The 5,471-nt window shown below is 42.0% G+C and carries 5 protein-coding genes; all 5 read left to right on the top strand.

The genetic code is table 11. The annotated features are described in order from the left end of the window. Positions 1 to 49: 49 nt before the first annotated feature. A complete protein-coding gene (locus tag L4C33_RS16850) occupies positions 50 to 1,147 on the top strand; it encodes a TRAP transporter substrate-binding protein (RefSeq protein ID WP_428813573.1) in 1,098 nt (365 codons plus the stop codon). Between the two features lie 178 nt (positions 1,148 to 1,325). Beyond that, positions 1,326 to 1,877, top strand: a complete 552-nt coding sequence (locus tag L4C33_RS16845) for a TRAP transporter small permease subunit (protein WP_428813574.1) — start codon at positions 1,326 to 1,328, stop codon at positions 1,875 to 1,877. Positions 1,878 to 1,886: 9 nt separating this feature from the next. After that, positions 1,887 to 3,170 (top strand): TRAP transporter large permease, encoded by a 1,284-nt coding sequence (locus tag L4C33_RS16840; protein ID WP_428813572.1) that lies wholly within the window; start codon positions 1,887 to 1,889, stop codon positions 3,168 to 3,170. A 105-nt stretch (positions 3,171 to 3,275) separates the two neighbouring features. After that, positions 3,276 to 4,631, top strand: a complete 1,356-nt coding sequence (locus L4C33_RS16835) for a cache domain-containing protein (RefSeq protein WP_428813571.1) — start codon at positions 3,276 to 3,278, stop codon at positions 4,629 to 4,631. Continuing rightward, complete coding sequence (locus L4C33_RS16830) at positions 4,624 to 5,262, top strand: response regulator (RefSeq protein WP_428813570.1); 639 nt, start codon at positions 4,624 to 4,626, stop codon at positions 5,260 to 5,262. The genes L4C33_RS16835 and L4C33_RS16830 overlap by 8 nt, the downstream gene beginning before the upstream one ends. Positions 5,263 to 5,471: the final 209 nt, after the last annotated feature.

Below are 5,471 nucleotides of genomic sequence, written 5' to 3'. Positions count from 1 at the left end.
WAAAAGTACTCACTGAAAAAGAGTATGTAAACCAACCAAGGACGTGAACATGAGTCTTATTAGTAACTCACTTAAACGAGTATTTAAAACCGCAGCGATTACGGCTGCGACTTGCTTAGCTTTAGTTACAACTGGAGCAAGTGCTGCAGATAAAGTGTATCGCTTAAAGCTAGCCGAAACATGGGGGCCAAACTTTCCTGTATTTGGCGATGCCACTAAAAATATGGCGGCGATGGCTGAAAAAATGTCGAATGGTCGATTACAGATCCGTATTGACTCAGCAAACAAACATAAAGCGCCTTTAGGTGTGTTTGATATGGTGAAGTCGGGTCAGTACGACATGGGTCACTCAGGTTCTTATTACTGGAAAGGTAAAGTTCCAAACACTCTTTACTTCACTTCTATGCCTTTCGGTATGACGCCAGCTGAACAGTACGCATRGTTCTATCACGGTGGTGGTATGGAGTTGATGGAGCAGGTTTACTCTCCACACAACTTGATGTCCTTCCCAGGTGGTAATACTGATATTCAAATGGGTGGTTGGTTTCAAAAAGAGATCAACAGTGTAGAAGATCTACAAGGGTTGAAAATGCGAATCCCAGGCTTTGCTGGTGAAATTCTAGCTGAGCTAGGTGCTAAACCTACGAACATTGCCCCTGGTGAGCTATATACGTCTTTAGAGCGTCGTACAATCGATGCACTAGAGTGGGTTGGCCCATCTCTTGATTTACGTATGGGGTTCCACAAGATTGCTCCTTACTACTACACAGGCTGGCACGAGCCAGGCTCTGAGCTTCAATTCCTAGTGAATAAGCGTACTTGGAACAAGTTACCTGAAGATCTTCAAGAAATCCTTCGTGTAGCAATGCGTACAGCTGCTTATGACATGTATACGCAAGCAACGCACGAAAGTGGTAAAAACTGGGTTTCAATGAAAACAGAATTCCCTGATGTTCAGGTGAAAGACTTCCCACCTTCAGTAATGAGCGCGCTTCAAGAAGCTAATGACCGTCTTTTAGCCAAGCATGCAGAAAAAGATGCGCTAGCGAAAGAGATTCAAGAGTCTCAAGCAAGCTACCTTAAACAGGTTCGTTCGTGGACAGACATTTCACACCGCGCTTACCTGAATAGCCAAGCTGTAAAATAGCAGCATAAAAAGATAATCAATAAATGGATGCGAAGGAAACTTCGCATCCGAGCCCAAGAAAACTTTTCTAATAAGTACCACTCATCAATAGCAAGTTAACGTGAAACCTTCTTAAATTTTTTAGATTTAAAAAGTTAGAGCTAAGAGCTTTGTTGAAGTGGTACTACTTTCAAATTCCATGGAGTTGGGAATGAGAAGCCTAATTTATATTGAACGACTGTTTAATCGTATTGGCGATATGCTTGGCTGGTTGTCGAGCATGTTATTTATTTTGTTAGTCGCCAACGTGGTCTATGACGTGGTGATGAGATATGTATTTAACGATGTTTCGATAGCGTTCCAAGAAATGGAATGGCACTTATTTTCTGCAGTATTCCTACTGGGTGTTCCTTATGCCATTAAAGCTGGGGGACATGTACGAGTTGATATATTTTACGAACGATTGTCGTTTAAAGCACAAGCCATTATTGATTTGCTCGGGACATTTATTTTCCTACTGCCATTCTGCTTGCTCGTTGCATGGTATGGCGTTGACTTCGCTAAAGAGAGTTACTCGCTAGGAGAGACTTCTGGTGACCCCGGTGGTTTACCTTACCGCTGGATTATAAAAGCCATGATTCCATTATCATTTTTCTTAATGGCAGTTAGTGGAGTCGGTCTAGTCATTCACTCATTAAACAAAATATTCAACCCACATTTAATCCACGCTCAAAGCGTTGAGCCAAAATAGGAGACGACAATGATTGGTATAGTGATGTTTTTTGTCGCCTTGTTCGCGCTGTTATTGGGTTTCCCTGTGGCGTTTACTTTTGGCGGCATCGCGCTGATATTTGGTGTTTGGGCGGAAGGCGTTGAAATGTTTGCCTTTATGCCTTACCGAATTCAATCGATTATGGAAAACACAGTATTGATGGCAGTGCCATTGTTTGTGTTTATGGGGCTGGTTCTTCAAAAAACTCGATTAGCAGAACAGCTACTTGAGTCAATGGGACGTTTATTTGGTGGAGTGCGTGGTGGTATCGCAATTTCCACTGTATTAGTCGGAGCTTTGCTTGCTGCGTCGACTGGTGTGGTAGGGGCTTCTGTTGTTGCAATGGGGTTAATCTCGTTGCCTGTGATGCTTAAGTATAATTACGACAAAGGCTTAGCGTGCGGTACTATTTGTGCTTCAGGTACGCTTGGACAAATTATCCCACCGTCGATTGTTTTAATCTTATTGGGTGATGTTTTAGGTGTTCCTGTCGGTGACTTATTCCAGGCTGCAATTTGGCCGGGAGTGATGTTAGTCGGAGCTTATGTCGTATATATACTCATCTATGCGAAGTTTAACCCTGAAGCAGCACAACCCATTGAACGTGATGATTCGATAAGTCGAAAGCAAGAGGTGTTTAACGCGCTTAAAGCAATTATTCCACCACTCACACTGATTGTTGTAGTTTTGGGCTCGATATTTGCCGGTGTTGCAACTCCGACAGAATCTGCGGCTTTAGGTGGGGCAGGGGCATTAGTATTAGCATTCTTGTATAAGCAGTTTAGCTGGAAAATGGTATTCGACGCTTCGAAAGAAACAGTCAAAGTGACAGCCATGGTATTTGCTATCTTATTGGGTGCGACGGCGTTCTCAATGGCATTTACTTATACGGGCGGTGACTATTTAGTCGAGGAGTGGATGCTGGCGATTCCGGGCGATAAGTGGGGCTTTTTGATCATCACAATGCTAGTGATCTTGATATTAGGCTTCTTTATCGACTTCGTTGAAATATGTTTCATCATAGTGCCGATCATTGCACCTGTAGCTGAATTAATGGGTATTAATATGACTTGGTTTGCAATCTTGATTGCAATGAACCTCCAAACCTCATTTTTAACGCCGCCATTTGGGTTTAGTTTGTTCTATCTAAAAGGTGTTGCTCCAAAAGGAATTACCACTCAGGATATCTATCGAGGAGTAATGCCATTCATTGCAATTCAAATAGCGGTACTAGCATCGCTACTTGTTTTCCCTGAATTCTATGGGATGTGATCGAATTCGAGATTGTGAACGAATTATTACATAAATGAAGTGCTACTTGTTAAAGTGAAACGGCTTATTGAATACTCAATAAGCCGTTTTTGTTGAGGAAAAGGAATGCCTCTAAAAGCCAAACTGATTTTACTGACATTGCTGCCACTACTCATTGTGACAGCCAGTATAGGTTGGATTTCATTACATCAAACCAAAACTCTTGGCGAGAAAGAAGTCGAGATTTTTCGGGACAGTTTGATTAAATCTCGTGAAAACGCACTTAAAGACAGTGTTGATTTGGCGTTTGATGCGATCTCCCACGTTTACAACGATCCAGATATGCGTGAGGCAGAGGCGAAAAAAGAAGTTAGGAACATTCTGACTAAGCTTCGCTATGGCTCTGATGGTTACTTCTTTGCATATGATCAAAACGGTACCAACCTAGTACACCCTATTTTACCTGAGCTTGTGGGTAAGAATTTGCTGCATATCCAGGATAATGATGGCGACTTTCTTATTGAGTCACTTTTAGAGCAAGCGCAACGTGGTGGTGGTTTCCATCAATATCTATGGCAAAAACCTTCGACAGGCGAAACGGTCTCGAAACTGAGTTATGCCGCCTGGCTTGATAAATGGCAGTGGATGATTGGTACTGGTCTATATATTGAAGATGTAGCGTTGGAAGTCGCTAATATGCAAGAGGCGATCAATAAGAATATTGAAACAACCTTCTTCTCTATTATGGTTATTTTGTGCGTTACTGTCGCAGTAATCATAGTGTTAACTCTTGCTATTAACTTACATGAACACCGAGTTGCTGATAACAACCTTAAGGAATTGGCGCATAAAACAGTTATGTTCCAAGAAGATGAGAAAAAGCATTTGGCAAGGGAGTTGCACGACGGTATCAACCAGTTGTTGGTGTCCAGTAAATGCCACTTGGAATTACTCGGGCACAAACTGCAAGATCAATCTTTAATGGCACATTTGAACAAATCACAACACTCCCTGATGACTGCCATTGACGAAGTCAGACACATTTCTCACCAGTTACGCCCGAGCGCGTTAGATGATATTGGGCTAGAAGCAGCTCTATCAAGTTTACTTCACGATTACAAAGCGCATTCTGGCATTGAAGTGGAGACACTATTTAGTACGCAAAGAGGCAAGCTAAAATCTGAAGCGGCGACCACACTCTACCGAGTGGTGCAGGAGTCTCTGAATAATATTGAAAAGCACGCACAAGCGAAAACAGTTACCGTTGTCTTACAGCAAATAGGTAGCAYGCTGCAATTGATGATTAGGGATGATGGTGTTGGTTTTCAAGTACAGAGCGCATTGCATAACCAAGGTATCGGGCTAAGGAACATGCGCGAGCGTGTTGAGTTTATCGGTGGGGATTTCGAAATTAGCAGTGAAGTAGGCTTTGGTACTGAAATCACTGTGTTACTAAGACTAGAAGGATTGGTGAATGAATAACGTTATACGTGTCGTAATCGTAGACGATCATCAAGTTGTACTCGATGGTTTTATGGCTCGCCTAGAAATGGAGCCGGATATTTCTGTTATTGGGACGGCAAGTAACGGAGTAGAGGGGGTCGAGTTAGTAAAAAGCTTAAAGCCTGATGTGACTTTAATGGATATTAGCATGCCCATAATGAATGGGATCGATGCGACGAATTTGATCAAGGAGTCTTTGCCTGATGCGAAAGTGCTCATGCTGACGATGCACAACAATCGTGAATACATCATGGAAGTCATGCAATCCGGCGCTGTCGGTTACATGCTCAAGGAGATTTCGTCTGAAAAAATGGTACAGGCGATCAAAACGGTCAATCAAGGATCTACCTATTTTTGTGAAAAAGTGACTCAAAACTTGTTCACTCAACCTATAGCAGTGAAGCAAACGATAGCGAACCCATTAAGTCGAAGAGAAGAGGCTGTATTAAAATTAGTGGCCGAGGGAGAAAGCAGTAAAAAGATCGCATTACTGCTTAAAATTAGCTACCGAACAGTAGAGACACACCGCCAAAACATTAAGCATAAACTAGATATTCACTCGACTGCAGAGCTAGCGAAATATGCGGTTATGCAGGGGATTGTCAAATAAAATTGTCGGATTTTGTCCTTAAGACTGTCATTTTTTGACAAATTTTATCTTTTTTGTGATTTTTACCACTCTTTTTTTGTTTTTATTTTAACGTATTGTTATCCTTATCCGCGGAAATGAATGCGTTCAGGATATCGATCCTCGTACGCTCCAACAAAAAGAGGGAAAATGGATCCAGTAAAGGATATTTATAGTATCGAGAATACGGA

This window comes from Vibrio makurazakiensis (genome assembly GCF_050337375.1).
Lineage (GTDB): Bacteria > Pseudomonadota > Gammaproteobacteria > Enterobacterales > Vibrionaceae > Vibrio > Vibrio makurazakiensis.
The sequence above is the reverse complement of the archived record's forward strand: the minus strand, read 5'-3'. Positions and strand labels throughout refer to the sequence as shown.